This window comes from Actinocrinis sp. (genome assembly GCF_035938995.1).
Lineage (GTDB): Bacteria > Actinomycetota > Actinomycetes > Streptomycetales > Catenulisporaceae > DASZGI01.
The window spans coordinates 1-14,264 of the sequence record NZ_DASZGI010000140.1; the positions used below are offsets into that span (position 1 = coordinate 1).

Consider the following 14,264-nt stretch of genomic DNA (forward strand, 5'->3'; position numbering starts at 1 on the left):
AGGCGCACCCGGCAGGGCTGGGGCAAGCGGGTCGACACCAAGCGCGCGATCGTGACCCTCGCCGAGGGCGACCGGATCGACATCTTCGGCGGACCGGTTAGTTAAGGAGACGTAGGTGGGAATCCGTAAGTACAAGCCGACCACTCCAGGTCGGCGAGGCGCCAGCGGCTCCGACTTCTCCGAGATTACCCGGAGTGAGCCTGAGAAGTCGCTGGTCCGCCCGCTGCACAGCAAGGGCGGCCGGAACGTTCACGGGCGGGTCACCGTCCGGCACCAGGGCGGCGGGCACAAGCGCGCCTACCGGCTGATCGATTTCCGGCGGCACGACAAGGATGGCGTCCCTGCCAAGGTGGCGCACATCGAGTACGACCCGAACCGCACCGCGCGCATCGCGCTGCTTCACTACGTGGACGGCGAGAAGCGCTACATCCTCTGCCCGCAGGGGCTACAGCAGGGTGACCGGGTGGAGAACGGCACGGGCGCGGACATCAAGCCGGGAAACGCGCTGCCGTTGAAGTCGATCCCGACTGGCACGATCATCCACGCGATCGAGATGCGACCCGGTGGCGGCGCGAAGATCGCGCGGTCGGCGGGCTCCGGCGTCCAGTTGCTTGCCAAGGAGGGCGCCTACGCCACCCTGCGCATGCCGTCCGGTGAGATCCGGCGGGTCAGCGCGGAGTGCCGCGCGACCGTCGGCGAGGTCGGCAACGCCGAGCAGAGCAACATCAACTGGGGCAAGGCCGGCCGCATGCGGTGGAAGGGCAAGCGCCCGACCGTCCGCGGTGTCGCGATGAACCCGATCGACCACCCGCACGGCGGTGGTGAGGGCAAGACCTCCGGCGGACGCCACCCGGTGTCCCCGTGGGGCAAGAAGGAGGGCCGCACCCGCAAGCCGGGCAAGGCCAGCGACAAGATGATCGTCCGCCGTCGCAAGACGAACAAGAAGCGCTAGGAGGAGGTCTAGATGCCGCGCAGTCTCAAGAAGGGTCCCTTCGTGGACGACCACCTGCAGAAGAAGGTGGACGCCCAGAACGAGAAGGGCACGCACAACGTCATCAAGACGTGGTCCCGGCGCTCCATGATCGTCCCGGACATGCTGGGCCACACCATTGCGGTGCACGACGGCCGCAAGCACGTCCCGGTGTTCGTCACCGAGTCGATGGTCGGGCACAAGCTGGGCGAGTTCGCCCCGACCCGCACCTTCAAGGGCCACGTGAAGGACGACAGGAGGTCCCGCCGTGGCTGAGAACAAGGCCAAGGACCTTCCGGACAACCAGGCGCTGGCCCAGGCCCGGCACATCCGGATGACGCCGATGAAGGTGCGCCGCGTGGTCAACGAGGTGCGCGGCCTTCCGGTCAACGATGCGCTGGACTACCTGCGCTTCGCCCCGTGGGCCGCCGCCGAGCCGGTGTACAAGTGCGTGGCCTCGGCCGCCGCCAACGCCCGGCACAACAAGAACATCTTCGGCGACCTGTACATCGCCGCCGCATATGTGGACGAGGGTCCGACGCTCAAGCGGTTCCAGCCGCGCGCGCAGGGCCGCGCCTACCGGATCCGCAAGCGCAGCAGCCACATCACGATCGTGGTCGAGGAGTTCGTCCCCGAGACCGTCGGCGGCAAGAAGGGCAGGACCCGGTAATGGGCCAGAAAGTCAACCCGCACGGGTTCCGCCTCGGCATCACCACCGACTTCAAGTCGCGCTGGTACGCCGACAAGCTGTACAAGGCGTACGTCAAGGAAGACGTCGCGATCCGCAAGCTGATGACCACCGGCATGGAGCGCGCCGGCATCTCGAAGGTGGAGATCGAGCGCACCCGTGACCGCGTGCGCGTCGACATCCACACCGCGCGGCCGGGCATCGTCATCGGCCGCCGCGGCGCGGAGGCCGAGCGCATTCGCGGCGAGCTGGAGAAGCTCACCGGCAAGCAGGTGCAGCTGAACATCCTCGAGGTGAAGAACCCCGAGGTCGACGCGCAGCTCGTCGCGCAGGGCGTGGCCGAGCAGCTGTCCAGCCGCGTCGCGTTCCGCCGCGCCATGCGCAAGGCGATCCAGTCGACCATGAAGGCCGGCGCCAAGGGCATCAAGGTGCAGGTCTCCGGCCGCCTCGGCGGCGCCGAGATGAGCCGGTCCGAGCAGTACCGCGAGGGCCGGGTCCCGCTGCACACGCTGCGCGCGAACATCGACTACGGCTTCTACGAGGCCCGCACCACCTTCGGCCGGATCGGCGTGAAGGTGTGGATCTACAAGGGCGACGTCGCGAACCTGCGCGCGGCCCGCGAGGCCGAGGCCGCGGCGCAGCGCCAGAGCCGTCCGGCCGGCGGCCGCGACGAGCGGCGCGGCGGCGACCGTCCGCGCGGCGGGCGTCCGGGCCGTGGCGGCGAGCGTCCAGCGGGCCGCGGCGGCGAGCGCCGTCCGGTCGAGGCGGCGGCTCCCGCCGCGGAGACCGCGGTCGCGCCGAGCGCGCCGGCCGAGGCCCCGGCTGTGACTGAAGCACCGAAGGAGGGCTGACCCATGCTGATCCCCCGCAGGGTCAAGCACCGCAAGCAGCACCACCCGAGCCGCTCGGGCATGAGCAAGGGCGGCAACGAGCTGGCGTTCGGCGAGTACGGCATCCAGGCGCTGAGCCCGGCCTACGTCACCAACCGGCAGATCGAGTCGGCGCGTATCGCGATCAACCGGCACATCCGCCGTGGCGGCAAGGTCTGGATCAACATCTACCCGGACCGGCCGATCACCAAGAAGCCCGCCGAGACCCGGATGGGTTCCGGCAAGGGCTCCACCGAGTGGTGGGTGGCGAACGTCAAGCCCGGCCGGGTGCTGTTCGAGCTCTCGTTCCCGAACGAGAAGGTCGCCCGCGAGGCATTGCTGCGCGCGTCGCACAAGCTGCCCCTCAAGTGCCGGATCATCAAGCGCGAGGCAGGTGAGATCTGATGTCGATCGGGACGAAGACCCACGAGCTTCGCGAGCTGACCGACGAGGCGCTGGCGGACAAGCTGCGCGAAGCCAAGGAGGAGCTGTTCAACCTCCGCTTCCAGCAGGCGACCGGGCAGCTGGAGAACCACGGCCGGATGAAGGCGGTCAAGTCCGATATCGCGCGGATCTACACGATCCAGCGTGAGCGGGAGCTCGGTATCACGGACGGTGCCGAATGAGTGATGAGGTAACGAACGTGGAGAAGACCGAGACCGCCGAGCGCGGCGCCCGCAAGGTCCGCGAGGGCCTGGTGGTCAGCGACAAGATGGACAAGACCGTCGTGGTGGCGGTCGAGGACCGGGTCAAGCACGCCATGTACGGCAAGGTCATGCGCCGCACCAGCAAGTTGAAGGCGCACGACGAGCAGAACGCCTGCGGCATCGGCGACCGGGTGCTCCTGATGGAGACCCGGCCGCTGTCGGCGACGAAGCGCTGGCGCGTGGTCGAGATCCTCGAGAAGGCCAAGTAACACCCCGATCCGCTTCGCCCCGGCCAACGCGAAGCAAATCAAACGAAGTAACACCCCAACCTGCTTCGCACGGCGGCCGGGGCGGCGGCGAAAGACCGACCGGCGGGGCGCTTTTCCCCGTCGGGTGGTCTACAGCCGCCATCGAGCCCCGGCCAACGCGAAGCAAATCAAACACAGCACCCGCACACCTCTGCGAAGAGACTGTGTCCAGTCAGGAGTAGAACGTGATTCAGCAGGAATCGCGGCTGCGGGTCGCCGATAACACCGGTGCGAAGGAAATCCTCTGCATCCGGGTTCTCGGTGGATCCAGCCGCCGGTACGCCGGCATCGGCGACGTGATCGTCGCCACGGTGAAGGACGCCCTCCCGGGCGCCGGCGTCAAGAAGGGCGACGTCGTCAAGGCGGTCGTCGTGCGCACCGTCAAGGAGCGGCGCCGGGCCGACGGCTCGTACATCCGCTTCGACGAGAACGCGGCCGTCCTGATCAAGGACGGCGGCGACCCGCGCGGCACCCGCATCTTCGGCCCGGTGGGCCGCGAGCTGCGCGAGAAGCGCTACATGCGCATCATCTCGCTCGCCCCGGAGGTGCTGTAAGCCGTGGCGCACAAGATGAACATCAAGAAGGGCGACCTGGTCCAGGTCATCACCGGCAAGGACAAGGGCCTGCAGGGCAAGGTCGTTCAGGCCTTCCCGGACCGGCAGAAGGTCATCGTCGAGGGCGTGAACCGGGTCAAGAAGCACCAGAAGGTCGGGCAGACCTCCCGGGGCGCCAAGACCGGCGGCATCATCACCAAAGAGGCCCCGATCCACGTCAGCAACGTGATGCTGATCGTCGAGGTCGACGGCAAGAAGGTCGTCACCCGGGTGGGATACCGGCGGGTGGAGCAGGAGCGCCGCCTGCCCGACGGCACCACCAGGACGGTCACGCGTTCCGTGCGGTTCGCGAAGAAGACCGGTGAGGAAATCTGATGACTGTCACCGACGAGACCACCAAGGTCGCGCCGCGCCTGAAGGAGCGGTACCGGGCCGAGATCATGGACGCGCTGCGCAAGCAGTACGGCTACGAGAACATCATGCAGGTGCCCGGTGTCACCAAGGTCGTGGTGAACATGGGTGTCGGCGAGGCCGCCCGCGACTCGAAGCTGATCGACGGTGCGGTGCGCGACCTGGCCACCATTACCGGCCAGAAGCCGGTGATCACCAAGGCCCGCAAGTCCATCGCCCAGTTCAAGCTGCGCGAGGGCCAGCCGATCGGCGCGCACACCACGCTGCGCGGCGACCGGATGTGGGAGTTCCTCGACCGGCTGGTGTCGATCGCGCTGCCGCGTATCCGCGACTTCCGCGGCCTATCGCCGAAGCAGTTCGACGGCAACGGCAACTACACCTTCGGTCTCACCGAGCAGTCCGTGTTCTACGAGATCGACCAGGACCGGATCGACCGGGTCCGCGGCATGGACATCACGGTCGTGACCACGGCCAAGACCGACGACGAAGGCCGGACGCTGCTCAAGCTGCTCGGCTTCCCCTTCAAGGAGGCGTGATCATGGCGAAGACCGCTCTGGTCAACAAGGCGGCCGCGAAGCCGAAGTTCAAGGTGCGCGGCTACACCCGGTGCCAGAAGTGCGGCCGACCGCACTCGGTGTACCGCAAGTTCGGCTTGTGCCGGATCTGCCTGCGGGAGATGGCGCACGCGGGCGAACTGCCCGGCGTGACCAAGTCCAGCTGGTAGAAACGCACGCTTCCGGGTGACTGGTCGGGAGCACCCCTCCCGACCAGTTATCCTGGACCACAGATGTGTGTACGGCGCCGGTGTGAAAGCCGGCGCTGTGACACGGTGGCTAATCGATCTGCCGCCACGATGGGCGCTCTAGCGAAAGCGAGTCCGTCGGTACTCCCTCCGGGAATCCGGGAGTGGAAAGGCCGACTGCTGGTTCCAGAACCAGGCGCCTTCTCATGTAACTACGACGCCGTAGGTCCCCTCGGCGAATCAAAGGCACCTGGTTCTTCGCGTTTCCGCGTGAGGCCCGGTCGCCCGCGACGCGCTCGAGCCGGAAACCGCGGTGGGAAGGCCCAAGGCCCCCTCATGACCATGACCGACCCGATCGCAGACATGCTGACGCGTCTGCGCAACGGCAACGCGGCGTACCACGACACAGTCGACATGCCGTACTCCAAGCTCAAGGCCCGCATCGCCGAGATCCTCCAGCAGGAGGGCTACATCGCCTCCTACAAGTCCGAGGACCTCGAGGTGGGCAAGAAGCTCACCATCACGCTGAAGTACGGCCCGAACCGCGAGCGGTCGATCGCCGGCATCAAGCGCATCTCGAAGCCCGGTCTGCGCGTCTACGCGAAGTCCACCGGCCTGCCGCGCGTGCTCGGCGGGCTCGGCATCGCGATCATCTCCTCGTCCTCCGGCCTGCTGACCGACCGTCAGGCCGCCAAGAAGGGTGTGGGCGGGGAAGTCCTCGCCTACGTCTGGTAAGTCCGGAAGGGAGGACTAGCACATGTCTCGTATCGGACGGCTGCCCATCCCGGTTCCGGCCGGCGTGGAGGTCACCATCGACGGGCGCGACGTGACGGTGAAGGGCCCCAAGGGCACCCTCTCGCACACGCTCGTCGAGCCCATCGGCATCGAGAAGGCCGAGGACGGCACCCTCCAGGTGACCCGCCCCAACGACGAGCGCGCCGCCAAGGAGCGCCACGGCCTGTCCCGCACCCTGGTCAACAACATGATCATCGGTGTCACCGCCGGCTACTCGAAGATCCTGGAGATCTCCGGAGTCGGCTACCGCGTGCAGGCCAAGGGCTCGGACCTGGAGTTCGCCCTCGGTTACTCGCACCCGATCACCGTCACCGCGCCGGAGGGCATCTCCTTCCGGGTGGAGGCCCCGACCCGCTTCGTGGTGTCGGGCATCGACAAGCAGAAGGTCGGCGAGGTCGCGGCGAACATCCGCAAGCTGCGCAAGCCCGACCCGTACAAGGCCAAGGGCGTGCGGTACCAAGGCGAAGTCATCCGCCGCAAGGTCGGAAAGGCTGGTAAGTAGCCATGGGGTACGGCTTCAAGATCGCCAAGGGCGACGCGCGCAAGGCCGTCGCGGTCAAGCGGCGGCACATCCGCGTGCGCAAGCGGGTCAACGGCACCGAGGAGCGTCCGCGCCTGGTCGTCACCCGGTCCAACCGGCACATCGTCGCGCAGGTCGTCAACGACAGGCTCGGCCACACGCTGGTCTCCGCCTCCACCCTCGAGGCCTCGCTGCGCGCGGCCGAGGGCAAGAAGGTGGAGCTGTCCCGCGAGGTCGGCAAGCTGGTCGGCGAGCGGGCAAAGGCCGCCGGGATCACCAAGGTCGTGTTCGACCGCGGCGGCAACAAGTACCACGGCCGCGTCGCCGCCGTGGCGGAAGGCGCCCGCGAGGCGGGGCTGGAACTGTGATGGCGACGAACTACCAGAACACTGAGAAGAGGGATTCCTGATGCCTCCCCAGCAGCGCCGCGGCGGCGGTGCGGGTGGCCGCGGCGGTGAGGGCGGCGAGCGTCGCGACCGTCGTGACCGCCGCAACCAGGACGCCGCCCCCGCAGCCGAGAAGACCGCTTACGTCGAGCGGGTCGTCACCATCAACCGCGTGGCCAAGGTCGTGAAGGGCGGACGCCGGTTCTCCTTCACCGCGCTGGTCGTCGTCGGCGACGGCGACGGCACGGTCGGCGTGGGCTACGGCAAGGCCAAGGAGGTGCCGGCCGCCATCGCCAAGGGCGTGGAGGAGGCCAAGAAGCACTTCTTCAAGGTGCCGCGGATCCAGGGGACCATTCCCCACCCGATCACCGGCGAGGACGCCGCGGGCGTCGTGCTGCTCAAGCCGGCCTCCCCGGGTACCGGCGTCATCGCCGGCGGCCCGGTGCGCGCGGTGCTCGAGTGCGCGGGCGTGCACGACGTGCTGTCCAAGTCGCTCGGCTCGGACAACCCGATCAACATCGTGCACGCCACGGTGGCCGCTCTCAAGGGCCTGGTTCGGCCCGAGGAGATCGCCGCCCGCCGCGGCCTGCCCCTCGAGGACGTCGCGCCGGCCGCGCTGCTGCGGGCCCGCGCGGGGACGGGGGCGTGACATGGCGAAGCTGAAGGTGACCCAGATCCGCTCGAAGATCGGGACGAAGCAGAACCACCGCGCCACGCTGGACGCGCTGGGCCTCAAGCGGATCAACGACACGGTCCTCAAGGAGGATCGCCCGGAGATCCGCGGCATGGTCCACACCGTCCGCCACCTCGTGAAGGTTGAGGAGGTCGACTGATGTCGGAGAACACTGCGGCGACGAAGAAGGCCGCCGCGCCGGCCGAGGGCGCCGCGCAGGAGCGTCCGCTCAAGGTCCACCACCTGCGTCCGGCCCCCGGCGCCAAGACCGCCAAGACCCGGGTCGGCCGCGGTGAGGGCTCGAAGGGCAAGACGGCGGGCCGCGGAACCAAGGGCACGAAGGCGCGCTACCAGGTTCCGCAGCGCTTCGAGGGCGGGCAGATGCCGCTGCACATGCGGCTGCCCAAGCTCAAGGGCTTCAAGAACCCGTTCCGCGTCGAGTACCAGGTGGTCAACCTGGCCAAGCTCGCCGAGCTCTACCCCGAGGGCGGCGAAGTGACCAAGGCCGACCTGGTGGCCAAGGGCGCGGTGCGCAAGAACGAATTGGTCAAGGTGCTCGGCACCGGCGAGATCTCGGTCGCGCTCAACGTCAAGGTGGACGCCTACTCGGCCTCCGCCAAGGCGAAGATCGCCGCGGCCGGCGGTTCCACCGAAGAGCTGTAGAGTTCTGCTATGGGGCCCGCTTCCGAGCAGGAAGCGGGCCCTTCGCCTGTCGGGCGGGCGCATTTGGCCGCGACGGCCGGCCACAGACACGCAACCCGCGTGATCAAAACCACACCCATTCACCGCTGCCTAGTCCGGCTCCGGGTCGGGCGGAGGGCAGTTGCCGCCCGAGTATCGCCTTGTCCTGTGAACTTTGCGTAAGATGGCGCGAGCCGAGGCGATCCCGGCGGTTCAGGCTTGCCCGGGACCATGACGAAACCACAGCTCCCGTAAGGCGACGCACGGCCCGACGGGACAGCGCGCAGGAGGAACAGTGCTCACAGCATTCGCCCGGGCTTTCCGGACACCCGACCTGCGCAAGAAGCTGCTGTTCACGCTGGCCATGATGGCTCTGTTCCGGCTGGGCGCGCACATTCCCGCCCCCGGCGTGAACGAGGCCGCGATCCGGCAGTGCATCGGCACCAACGGCACCAGCAGCGCGCTCGGCCTGATCAACCTGTTCTCCGGCAACGCGCTGCTCCAGCTGTCGATCTTCGCGCTCGGCATCATGCCGTACATCACCGCGTCGATCATCCTGCAGCTGCTGACCGTGGTGATCCCCCGGCTCGACGCCCTGAAGAAGGAGGGCCAGGCCGGGCAGGCGAAGATCACCCAGTACACCCGGTACCTGACCGTCGGCCTGGCGATCCTCCAGTCCACCGGCCTGATCGCGACCGCGAAGAACGCGCCGCAGTACCTGCTCGGCACCTCCTGCCAGACCTCGATCATCTACCCGCAGGTCGACCTCAAGGCCGAGGCGGTCCTGGTGCTGGTGATGGTCTCCGCCACCTCCGTCATCATGTGGCTGGGCGAGCTGATCACCGACCGCGGCATCGGCAACGGCATGTCGCTGCTGATCTTCACCTCGATCGCGTCCGGGTTCCCGAGCCAGCTGTGGGCGATCAAGCAGACCCAGAAGCTCGGCGGCGGCTGGGTGGCCTTCCTCGGCGTGATCGCGATGGGCATGGTGCTGGTCGGCTTCGTGGTGTTCATCGAACAGGGCCAGCGGCGCATCCCGGTCCAGTACGCGAAGCGGATGATCGGGCGGCGGATGTACGGCGGCTCCTCGACCTACATCCCGATCAAGGTCAACCAGTCCGGCGTCATCCCGGTCATCTTCGCCTCCTCGCTGCTGCAGCTGCCCGTCCTGGTCTCGCAGTTCGCCGACCCGAACCAAAAGCACCACTGGTCCAGCTGGATCCGGCAGAACCTGGGCCTCACCAACAACGGATACTCGTATTACTACTCGGTGGCCTACTTCCTGCTCATCCTCTTCTTCGCATTCTTCTATGTCGCGATCACGTTTAACCCGGACGAGGTTGCGGACAATATGAAGAAGTACGGTGGGTTCATCCCGGGCATCCGGGCGGGCAAGCCGACCGCCGAGTACCTGAACTACATCCTGACCCGGATCACCTGGCCCGGGGCCCTGTATCTGGCCGTGATCGCGATCATCCCGATGATCGCGCTCGCCCAGTTCCACACGGGCGGGAAGTTCCCCTTCGGCGGTACCTCGATCCTGATCATCGTGGGCGTCGGCCTGGAGACGGTGAAGCAGATCGAGAGCCAGCTGCAGCAGCACAACTACGAAGGGTTCCTCCGGTAGATGCGTATCGTGCTTGTCGGCCCGCCCGGCGCGGGCAAGGGAACCCAGGCCAAGATCGTCGCCGACCGGTTGAAGATCCCGGCGATCTCCACCGGGGACATCTTCCGCGCCAACGTGGGGGCAGGCACACCGCTGGGCCTGGAGGCCAGGTCGTACATGGACTCCGGCCGGCTGGTCCCGGACTCGGTGACCATCGCCATGGTGCGCGACCGGCTCTCCCAGCCCGACGTCGCGAACGGCTTCCTGCTCGACGGCTTCCCGCGCAACGTCCCACAGGCCGAGGAGCTCGAGGCGATCCTGGCCGGCATGGACACCAAGCTCGACGTGGTGCTCGAACTCGTGGTCGACAACAACGAGGTCGTCAAGCGGATCGCCGGGCGCCGGCTGTGCCGCAACGACAGCACGCACATCTTCCACGTGGACTTCAACCAGCCGAGCGTGGCGGGGGTCTGTGACATCTGCGGCGGCGAGCTGTACCAGCGCGACGACGACAAGGAGGAGACCGTCCGCGAGCGGCTGGCGGTCTACGAGCGCGAGACGGCGCCCATAGTGGGCTTCTACGGGGAGCGCGGGCTGCTGACCACCATCGAGGCCACCGGGGCCCTGGACGACGTCACCGCGCGCATTCTGACGGCACTGGAAGACGTCTAGCGCCCGACGGCTCGCTCGACGCACGGTCGCATGCTCCGCCATGCGGGAGAATGTCCGCATGGCAGAGCTGAAGAACGAGGAGCAGTTCGCGCTGATGCGCGAGGCGGGCCTGATCGTCGCCCGGACCCTGGAGCTGCTGCGCGGCGAGGTCAAGGAAGGCGTCACCACGGCGCGGCTGGACGCGCTCGCCGAGGACTCGATCCGGTCGCAGGGCGCCGTCCCCTCGTTCAAGGGCTACGGCGGCGGCCACGGCGCCCCGGCCTTCCCCGCGGTGATCTGCGCCTCGGTCAACAACGAGATCGTGCACGGCATCCCGGGCGACTACGCGCTGCGCGACGGCGACATCGTCTCGATCGACTGCGGCGCGATCTACCAGGGCTGGCACGGCGACTCGGCGATCACGGTGGCCTGCGGCGAGATCGATCCGGCGGTGGCCGAGCTGATGCGGGTCACCGAGGAGTCGATGTGGCAGGGCATCGCCGCGATCAAGGCCGGCGAGCGGCTCAACAACATCGGCCGCGCGATCCAGTCCTACGTGCGCACCCAGGGGATGTACGGCATCGTCGAGGGCTACGGCGGGCACGGCATCGGCTCGCAAATGCACATGGACCCGATGATCTACAACCACCGCACTCTCGACCGCGGACCGAAGATGCAGGTCGGGATGGCCTTGGCGATCGAGCCGATGCTCATGCTCGGGCACAAGCAGACCGCGGAACTGGACGACGGCTGGACGGTCGTCACCCGCGACGGCTCTAGCTCCGCGCACTTCGAGCACACGGTCGCCCTTACCGAGCAGGGCCTGTGGGTCACGACGGCGTTCGACGGCGGGAAGGCGGAACTCGGCCGTCTCGGCGTTCCGGTTCACCCGTAAGCAGATTCGCGCGCTTCGGAGCCGGCCGGGGCGGCGGCGAAAGATCGGGCCGCGGGGAGCGCATTTCTCCCCGCGGCCCGATCTACAGCCGCCATCAAGCCCCGGTTGGCTCCGGGGCGCCAATGAGACACCTCACCCATGACAATGGTCATAAGCAGCCCGTGACAGGCGCCTCGTGACGACGTCCACAACGCCGAGGTACACTCGCGATATGTCGCAAGGTGGGGTAGGGGACCCGAGCGTCCGCGCTTCGGACGCCGACCGCGAACGGATCGTGGAGCAGCTCAGGCAGCACACGGCCGACGGCCGGCTGGCGATGGACGAATTCGAGCAGCGCATGTCCGCCGCGTACGCGGCGAAGACCTACGGGGAACTGGCCGAGCTGACCCGGGACCTTCCGGTGGACCTCGGCGCACGGGGCAAGACGCAGCAGGGCGCCGCGGCGTGGGGTTCGCCGCAGGACGCGGTGCCGCCGACGGGCAGCTGGACCACGTACGGCCAGACCAAGCAGAACACTCCGGCCGGAGACATCGCCGCCGCCGTGATCGGCGCCGCGATGGAGTGGAAGCTGCAGAAACACGCGATGCGTGAGCAGGTCCGCGCCCAGATGCGGGAGCAGCGGCGCGCCGTCCGGCTCGCCAAGCGCCAGGCGCAGGGCCCGGCCGGCGCGTTCGCCGCCTGGGCCGGGCTCTCGATCCTGCTCACCGGCATCTGGTTCATAACCGGGCTGCTCGGTGGCGGCTGGTCGGACTTCTGGCCGGCCTGGCCGATCGGGATCCTCGGCTTCCTTATGCTCGGCCGGGTCGTCTCCGGTCTCGGCCAGCGGCGCTGAGCCGCGGTCTGCTCAACAGGCCGATTGGTAATTTTCGCAGCCCACGACGTAAACTGACTCGTCGGTCCTGCGACCGCCGCGTCACGCCGTCTATCGAATGAAGTGCGAGGACATGCCCAAGAAAGAAGGGGCCATCGAGATCGAGGGCACCGTCGTCGAGTCTCTGCCCAACGCGATGTTCCGGGTCGAGCTGCAGAACGGGCACAAGGTTCTCGCGCACATCAGCGGGAAGATGCGGATGCACTACATCCGGATCCTCCCGGACGACCGGGTCGTCGTCGAGCTCAGCCCGTACGACCTGACCCGCGGCCGGATCGTGTACCGGTACAAGTAAGACCGGCTCCACCCAGCAGTACAGCAACAATCCAATATTCGCGATCCAGCGCCGCCCGTTCATCCGGGCGGTGCCGCTCGAAAGGGACCTCCATCATGAAGGTCAAGCCGAGCGTCAAGCCGATCTGCGACAAGTGCAAGGTGATCCGCCGTCACGGCCGGGTCATGGTGATCTGCGAGAACCTGCGCCACAAGCAGCGCCAGGGCTGAACCGCCCCGGAGCTCGTGTGCGCCGTGGAGACTTCTTGTTAAGGGCACCGCGCGCTTGCTCGTCGTCCGCGACTGACGTCCAGCACCCGTAAGAGCGCGGCATCCCGACCCCGGCCCGCGGCACACCGCCGCGCGCCGGACGACACCCCCGGCACGGAGGCCGGGGACCTTCCATGTCAGGGTACGTACCCGTGGCAAGGAACGGTGCCGCGCCAGACCTCCGCGAAGTGAACCTAGGAGCCTGCCAGATGGCACGCCTCGTCGGAGTCGACCTCCCCCGCGACAAGCGGCTGGAGATCGCCCTGACCTACATCTACGGCGTCGGCCGCACCCGCGCGCAGGCGACCTGCGCCGGGGCCGGCGTCTCCCCGGACGTCCGGGTGAAGGACCTGACCGAAGACGACCTGGTCAAGCTGCGCGACTGGATCGACGCCAACTACAAGATCGAGGGCGACCTCCGTCGCGAAGTGGCCGCCGACATCCGCCGCAAGATGGAGATCGGGTGCTACCAGGGCCTGCGCCACCGCCGTGGCCTGCCGGTCCGTGGCCAGCGCACCCACACCAACGCGCGTACCCGCAAGGGCCCGCGCCGCGCCATCGCCGGCAAGAAGAAGCCGGGCAAGAAGTAGTCCCCGCGGTCCTCGAACCGTCCGGGACCGATCACCTCATTTGGAGTACTGCGAGATATGCCTCCCAAGAGCCGTCAGGCCGCGGGCGCCGCGAAGACGAAGGTGCGCCGCAAGGAGAAGAAGAACGTCGCCCACGGGCACGCGCACATCAAGAGCACGTTCAACAACACGATCGTCTCGATCACCGACCCGCAGGGCAACGTGATCGCCTGGGCCAGCTCCGGCCAGGTCGGCTTCAAGGGCTCGCGCAAGTCCACGCCCTTCGCCGCGCAGATGACCGCCGAGGCCGCCGCCCGCCGCGCCATGGAGCACGGCATGCGGAAGGTCGACGTGTTCGTCAAGGGTCCGGGCTCCGGGCGCGAGACCGCGATCCGCTCGCTCCAGCAGACCGGCCTCGAGGTCGGGTCCATCAACGATGTGACCCCGTCCCCGCACAACGGCTGCCGTCCGCCGAAGCGCCGCCGCGTGTAGTTGGAAAAGATCTTCGTAGGGGCACGGCATGTCGCAGATCCGCCGTGGCGGGCCGTGCCCGCTTGGAAGTTGCAGCAAAGGAGAGCATCACTTGGCAAGACATCGTGAAGCGGTTTGCCGGCTGTGCCGTCGGGAGGGGATGAAACTCTACCTGAAGGGCCTCCGGTGTTTTACGGAAAAATGCGCCATCGAAAAGCGTAATTTCGTTCCCGGCCAGCACGGCCAAGCGCGGCGCCCGAAGATGGTCGGATACGGCGTACAGTTGCGCGAAAAGCAGAAAGTAAAGCGCACCTACGGCCTGCTGGAACGCCAGTTCCGCAATTATTTCGAGAAGGCGGAGCGCTCGAAGGGGCCCACCGGATCGAACCTGATGGTGATGCTAGAGCGGCGTCT

The 14,264-nt window shown here is 67.8% G+C and carries 25 protein-coding genes and 2 pseudogenes; all 27 read left to right on the forward strand.

All coding sequences use genetic code 11. The features are described 5' to 3' along the window. Positions 1-105: pseudogene (locus VGZ32_RS09535) on the forward strand (50S ribosomal protein L23); the annotation flags it as partial. 10 nt (positions 106-115) lie between these two features. After that, positions 116-952, forward strand: a complete 837-nt coding sequence (gene rplB / locus VGZ32_RS09540) for a 50S ribosomal protein L2 (RefSeq protein WP_326885536.1) — start codon at positions 116-118, stop codon at positions 950-952. 12 nt (positions 953-964) lie between these two features. After that, positions 965-1,246, forward strand: coding sequence for a 30S ribosomal protein S19 (gene rpsS / locus VGZ32_RS09545; RefSeq protein ID WP_326885537.1), 282 nt, complete (start codon positions 965-967; stop codon positions 1,244-1,246). Then, on the forward strand, positions 1,239-1,640 hold the full coding sequence (gene rplV, locus VGZ32_RS09550) for a 50S ribosomal protein L22 (RefSeq protein WP_326885538.1): 402 nt from the start codon (positions 1,239-1,241) through the stop codon (positions 1,638-1,640). Before rpsS ends, rplV begins: the two co-directional genes overlap by 8 nt. Continuing rightward, complete coding sequence (gene rpsC / locus VGZ32_RS09555) at positions 1,640-2,509, forward strand: 30S ribosomal protein S3 (protein WP_326885539.1); 870 nt, start codon at positions 1,640-1,642, stop codon at positions 2,507-2,509. The genes rplV and rpsC overlap by 1 nt, the downstream gene beginning before the upstream one ends. Positions 2,510-2,512: 3 nt before the next feature. Beyond that, a complete protein-coding gene (rplP, locus tag VGZ32_RS09560) occupies positions 2,513-2,932 on the forward strand; it encodes a 50S ribosomal protein L16 (RefSeq protein WP_326885540.1) in 420 nt (139 codons plus the stop codon). Beyond that, entirely contained in the window at positions 2,932-3,153 is a 222-nt protein-coding gene (rpmC, locus tag VGZ32_RS09565; protein WP_326885541.1) for a 50S ribosomal protein L29, read from the forward strand. The genes rplP and rpmC overlap by 1 nt, the downstream gene beginning before the upstream one ends. After that, positions 3,150-3,443, forward strand: coding sequence for a 30S ribosomal protein S17 (gene rpsQ / locus VGZ32_RS09570; protein ID WP_326885542.1), 294 nt, complete (start codon positions 3,150-3,152; stop codon positions 3,441-3,443). The genes rpmC and rpsQ overlap by 4 nt, the downstream gene beginning before the upstream one ends. Before the next feature lie 224 nt (positions 3,444-3,667). Next, complete coding sequence (gene rplN, locus VGZ32_RS09575) at positions 3,668-4,036, forward strand: 50S ribosomal protein L14 (protein WP_326885543.1); 369 nt, start codon at positions 3,668-3,670, stop codon at positions 4,034-4,036. A 15-nt stretch (positions 4,037-4,051) separates the two neighbouring features. After that, positions 4,052-4,411, forward strand: coding sequence for a 50S ribosomal protein L24 (rplX, locus tag VGZ32_RS09580; protein WP_326885558.1), 360 nt, complete (start codon positions 4,052-4,054; stop codon positions 4,409-4,411). Beyond that, on the forward strand, positions 4,411-4,983 hold the full coding sequence (rplE, locus tag VGZ32_RS09585) for a 50S ribosomal protein L5 (RefSeq protein WP_326885544.1): 573 nt from the start codon (positions 4,411-4,413) through the stop codon (positions 4,981-4,983). Before rplX ends, rplE begins: the two co-directional genes overlap by 1 nt. Positions 4,984-4,985: 2 nt before the next feature. Beyond that, positions 4,986-5,171, forward strand: a complete 186-nt coding sequence (locus VGZ32_RS09590) for a type Z 30S ribosomal protein S14 (protein ID WP_326885545.1) — start codon at positions 4,986-4,988, stop codon at positions 5,169-5,171. A gap of 354 nt (positions 5,172-5,525) precedes the next feature. Continuing rightward, positions 5,526-5,924 carry a 30S ribosomal protein S8 gene (gene rpsH / locus VGZ32_RS09595; RefSeq protein ID WP_326885546.1) on the forward strand — a complete coding sequence of 133 codons (399 nt, stop codon included), beginning with the start codon at positions 5,526-5,528 and terminating at the stop codon, positions 5,922-5,924. Positions 5,925-5,946: 22 nt separating this feature from the next. Continuing rightward, positions 5,947-6,486, forward strand: coding sequence for a 50S ribosomal protein L6 (rplF, locus tag VGZ32_RS09600; RefSeq protein WP_326885547.1), 540 nt, complete (start codon positions 5,947-5,949; stop codon positions 6,484-6,486). 2 nt (positions 6,487-6,488) lie between these two features. Next, the gene (gene rplR, locus VGZ32_RS09605; RefSeq protein WP_326885548.1) at positions 6,489-6,872 is read left to right on the forward strand and encodes a 50S ribosomal protein L18; all 384 of its coding nucleotides are present in this window, start codon (positions 6,489-6,491) and stop codon (positions 6,870-6,872) included. 40 nt (positions 6,873-6,912) lie between these two features. Then, positions 6,913-7,539, forward strand: a complete 627-nt coding sequence (gene rpsE, locus VGZ32_RS09610) for a 30S ribosomal protein S5 (protein ID WP_326885549.1) — start codon at positions 6,913-6,915, stop codon at positions 7,537-7,539. 1 nt (position 7,540) lies between these two features. Continuing rightward, positions 7,541-7,723, forward strand: a complete 183-nt coding sequence (gene rpmD, locus VGZ32_RS09615; RefSeq protein WP_326885550.1) for a 50S ribosomal protein L30 — start codon at positions 7,541-7,543, stop codon at positions 7,721-7,723. Further along, the gene (rplO, locus tag VGZ32_RS09620; RefSeq protein ID WP_326885551.1) at positions 7,723-8,226 is read left to right on the forward strand and encodes a 50S ribosomal protein L15; all 504 of its coding nucleotides are present in this window, start codon (positions 7,723-7,725) and stop codon (positions 8,224-8,226) included. Before rpmD ends, rplO begins: the two co-directional genes overlap by 1 nt. Before the next feature lie 313 nt (positions 8,227-8,539). Beyond that, on the forward strand, positions 8,540-9,871 hold the full coding sequence (gene secY / locus VGZ32_RS09625) for a preprotein translocase subunit SecY (RefSeq protein WP_326885552.1): 1,332 nt from the start codon (positions 8,540-8,542) through the stop codon (positions 9,869-9,871). After that, positions 9,872-10,522 carry an adenylate kinase gene (locus tag VGZ32_RS09630; protein WP_326885553.1) on the forward strand — a complete coding sequence of 217 codons (651 nt, stop codon included), beginning with the start codon at positions 9,872-9,874 and terminating at the stop codon, positions 10,520-10,522. A 58-nt stretch (positions 10,523-10,580) separates the two neighbouring features. Then, the gene (gene map / locus VGZ32_RS09635) at positions 10,581-11,396 is read left to right on the forward strand and encodes a type I methionyl aminopeptidase (protein WP_326885554.1); all 816 of its coding nucleotides are present in this window, start codon (positions 10,581-10,583) and stop codon (positions 11,394-11,396) included. Positions 11,397-11,607: 211 nt separating this feature from the next. Continuing rightward, a complete protein-coding gene (locus VGZ32_RS09640) occupies positions 11,608-12,228 on the forward strand; it encodes a DUF1707 domain-containing protein (protein ID WP_326885555.1) in 621 nt (206 codons plus the stop codon). A 112-nt stretch (positions 12,229-12,340) separates the two neighbouring features. After that, on the forward strand, positions 12,341-12,562 hold the full coding sequence (gene infA / locus VGZ32_RS09645) for a translation initiation factor IF-1 (RefSeq protein ID WP_211468877.1): 222 nt from the start codon (positions 12,341-12,343) through the stop codon (positions 12,560-12,562). Positions 12,563-12,657: 95 nt separating this feature from the next. Further along, positions 12,658-12,771 (forward strand): 50S ribosomal protein L36, encoded by a 114-nt coding sequence (rpmJ, locus tag VGZ32_RS09650; RefSeq protein ID WP_015883600.1) that lies wholly within the window; start codon positions 12,658-12,660, stop codon positions 12,769-12,771. Between the two features lie 248 nt (positions 12,772-13,019). Further along, positions 13,020-13,400 (forward strand): 30S ribosomal protein S13, encoded by a 381-nt coding sequence (gene rpsM, locus VGZ32_RS09655; RefSeq protein ID WP_326885556.1) that lies wholly within the window; start codon positions 13,020-13,022, stop codon positions 13,398-13,400. Between the two features lie 57 nt (positions 13,401-13,457). Beyond that, the gene (gene rpsK, locus VGZ32_RS09660; RefSeq protein ID WP_326885557.1) at positions 13,458-13,871 is read left to right on the forward strand and encodes a 30S ribosomal protein S11; all 414 of its coding nucleotides are present in this window, start codon (positions 13,458-13,460) and stop codon (positions 13,869-13,871) included. A 139-nt stretch (positions 13,872-14,010) separates the two neighbouring features. After that, positions 14,011-14,264, forward strand: a pseudogene (locus VGZ32_RS09665) (30S ribosomal protein S4); the annotation flags it as partial.

What these genes read in the sequence shown, in the direction of transcription:
- rpsC (WP_326885539.1), top strand. Translation starts at nt 1,640, where the DNA reads ATGGGCCAGAAAGTCAACCCGCACGGGTTCCGCCTCGGCATCACCACC.
- rpmD (WP_326885550.1), top strand. Translation starts at nt 7,541, where the DNA reads ATGGCGAAGCTGAAGGTGACCCAGATCCGCTCGAAGATCGGGACGAAG.
- rplP (WP_326885540.1), top strand. Translation starts at nt 2,513, where the DNA reads ATGCTGATCCCCCGCAGGGTCAAGCACCGCAAGCAGCACCACCCGAGC.
- rpsM (WP_326885556.1), top strand. Translation starts at nt 13,020, where the DNA reads ATGGCACGCCTCGTCGGAGTCGACCTCCCCCGCGACAAGCGGCTGGAG.
- rpsS (WP_326885537.1), top strand. Translation starts at nt 965, where the DNA reads ATGCCGCGCAGTCTCAAGAAGGGTCCCTTCGTGGACGACCACCTGCAG.
- rplX (WP_326885558.1), top strand. Translation starts at nt 4,052, where the DNA reads ATGAACATCAAGAAGGGCGACCTGGTCCAGGTCATCACCGGCAAGGAC.
- rpsK (WP_326885557.1), top strand. Translation starts at nt 13,458, where the DNA reads ATGCCTCCCAAGAGCCGTCAGGCCGCGGGCGCCGCGAAGACGAAGGTG.
- VGZ32_RS09630 (WP_326885553.1), top strand. Translation starts at nt 9,872, where the DNA reads ATGCGTATCGTGCTTGTCGGCCCGCCCGGCGCGGGCAAGGGAACCCAG.
- rpmC (WP_326885541.1), top strand. Translation starts at nt 2,932, where the DNA reads ATGTCGATCGGGACGAAGACCCACGAGCTTCGCGAGCTGACCGACGAG.
- rpsQ (WP_326885542.1), top strand. Translation starts at nt 3,150, where the DNA reads ATGAGTGATGAGGTAACGAACGTGGAGAAGACCGAGACCGCCGAGCGC.
- rpsH (WP_326885546.1), top strand. Translation starts at nt 5,526, where the DNA reads ATGACCATGACCGACCCGATCGCAGACATGCTGACGCGTCTGCGCAAC.
- VGZ32_RS09590 (WP_326885545.1), top strand. Translation starts at nt 4,986, where the DNA reads ATGGCGAAGACCGCTCTGGTCAACAAGGCGGCCGCGAAGCCGAAGTTC.
- rpsE (WP_326885549.1), top strand. Translation starts at nt 6,913, where the DNA reads ATGCCTCCCCAGCAGCGCCGCGGCGGCGGTGCGGGTGGCCGCGGCGGT.
- VGZ32_RS09640 (WP_326885555.1), top strand. Translation starts at nt 11,608, where the DNA reads ATGTCGCAAGGTGGGGTAGGGGACCCGAGCGTCCGCGCTTCGGACGCC.
- rplF (WP_326885547.1), top strand. Translation starts at nt 5,947, where the DNA reads ATGTCTCGTATCGGACGGCTGCCCATCCCGGTTCCGGCCGGCGTGGAG.
- map (WP_326885554.1), top strand. Translation starts at nt 10,581, where the DNA reads ATGGCAGAGCTGAAGAACGAGGAGCAGTTCGCGCTGATGCGCGAGGCG.
- rplO (WP_326885551.1), top strand. Translation starts at nt 7,723, where the DNA reads ATGTCGGAGAACACTGCGGCGACGAAGAAGGCCGCCGCGCCGGCCGAG.
- rplR (WP_326885548.1), top strand. Translation starts at nt 6,489, where the DNA reads ATGGGGTACGGCTTCAAGATCGCCAAGGGCGACGCGCGCAAGGCCGTC.
- rpmJ (WP_015883600.1), top strand. Translation starts at nt 12,658, where the DNA reads ATGAAGGTCAAGCCGAGCGTCAAGCCGATCTGCGACAAGTGCAAGGTG.
- rplE (WP_326885544.1), top strand. Translation starts at nt 4,411, where the DNA reads ATGACTGTCACCGACGAGACCACCAAGGTCGCGCCGCGCCTGAAGGAG.
- infA (WP_211468877.1), top strand. Translation starts at nt 12,341, where the DNA reads ATGCCCAAGAAAGAAGGGGCCATCGAGATCGAGGGCACCGTCGTCGAG.